1 protein-coding gene is annotated in these 1,475 nt (G+C 32.4%); it reads left to right on the plus strand.

The window, feature by feature from the left end; all coding sequences use genetic code 11:
* Positions 1 to 801 precede the first annotated feature (801 nt).
* On the plus strand, positions 802 to 1,380 hold the full coding sequence (locus EHQ58_RS18485) for a hypothetical protein (RefSeq protein ID WP_135625556.1): 579 nt from the start codon (positions 802 to 804) through the stop codon (positions 1,378 to 1,380).
* Positions 1,381 to 1,475: the final 95 nt, after the last annotated feature.

A 1,475-nucleotide genomic window follows, 5' to 3' on the forward strand; every position in this document is an offset into this window, starting at 1 on the left:
ATAGAATTGGGTCCGTTTAATGTGGAAATATAGCTAGGTTGATAAAGAAGTACGCCACTAATTCCATTTTGATTATTCTTAAAATATTCCTTTATTAAATTTCGAATTTTATTTACCGGTGCTGTTATTGGCAATTGTATAAATAAAATATTTTTTCTATTATCTGTTTCTTGCTTTCCTAATCTAACAATATTTTCTAAAGCTTTATCAACCTAGCTATATTTCCACATTAAACGGACCCAATTCTATTTATCATTTTAACGAACTAATTGTCCGAAGAGAATTTAATGACTGGCTTAAAAACAATGATCCGGATTGCATTAAATATCGCTTCTATGGCGATGCGTCTGATATAAAACCAGTCTCTCACTTTCTTACCGATGGAATTAATGACATTCACCTAGAAGATTACTATATTTACCAAAAAGGAAAAATATGTATAAAACACGAATTCAAAGAAAATTCAGGATTAGTTGATTTACCAAATTTGTTGCCAGGAATAGAAACGATTGTATTCTTTGAAAGTCAAATATCAGATAGTGAAAAACAAAGTTTTGGTTTTCAAGGAATTTATCCTCCAAGTGCGGATTTAATGATAATATAATCCACTTCGCATAACAGCGCCTTAACGCTTCGCTTCGGCACGAGGCCTCGCTCGGTCTGCGACACATAGGCTTCTGGCACTCCCCTTGCCTTCGCAAGTGTCGTTCCAGTCCCTAACGTCCCGTTGGGACTCAGGGTCAGCCTACGTCGTTAAGGCTAGTTCGTTATGCGCCATGCAAAAATTTTAAAAAAAAACCTATGACATTCAGAAATTCTAAACTAAATCAATTTTCAATATTTTTCCTTGCGATAATTCTTCTCTTTAGTCCATTTATAATAATCAACACAATTTCATGTAATAAAACGGAATCAACGAAATCAGGCATTGATAAGTCGGAAATAGAAAAAACTGTTAATTCTTTTATAGGAAAAGCAAGACTAGAAGAAAAAGATCCTGATACTCTCTTTAAAATCGGGAACTATTTGAATAATATTGAGATTGATGTAAATGATTATAGAAAAGACTTAAAATTCTATCAAAAATATAATTTTGAGCTAATAGAATCTGAAAATTTCGGAGAATCCATAAGCTATAATGGTTTTCACTTCAAGAAAATTATCATCGAATTTCCAGAGAGTGAATTTTTAGACGATTGTATTTATTTGATGCATTTCATAGAAAATGACAAAAAAGATTTCATAGATCTAAAAAAAGAGAAAAAATTTCTAAGTAAATTTCTGATTAAATATCCAAATACAAATCTTAAAGAAAATATAGAAAATAAATTAATAGCAATTGAAAAAGAAATAAAATCAGGAAATGATATAATCGATTAAATTTTGCACAGCGCATAACAGCGGCTGACACGCTACGCTCGGGACTTTCGCCCTCGCTCGGCCTAAAGGCACATTGTCCTCCGTCACGCTTCTTG

This window comes from Leptospira ognonensis, from assembly GCF_004770745.1.
Classification (GTDB): domain Bacteria; phylum Spirochaetota; class Leptospiria; order Leptospirales; family Leptospiraceae; genus Leptospira_A; species Leptospira_A ognonensis.

Coding starts and splice junctions, on each gene's coding strand:
- EHQ58_RS18485 (WP_135625556.1), top strand. CDS start 802: ATGACATTCAGAAATTCTAAACTAAATCAATTTTCAATATTTTTCCTT.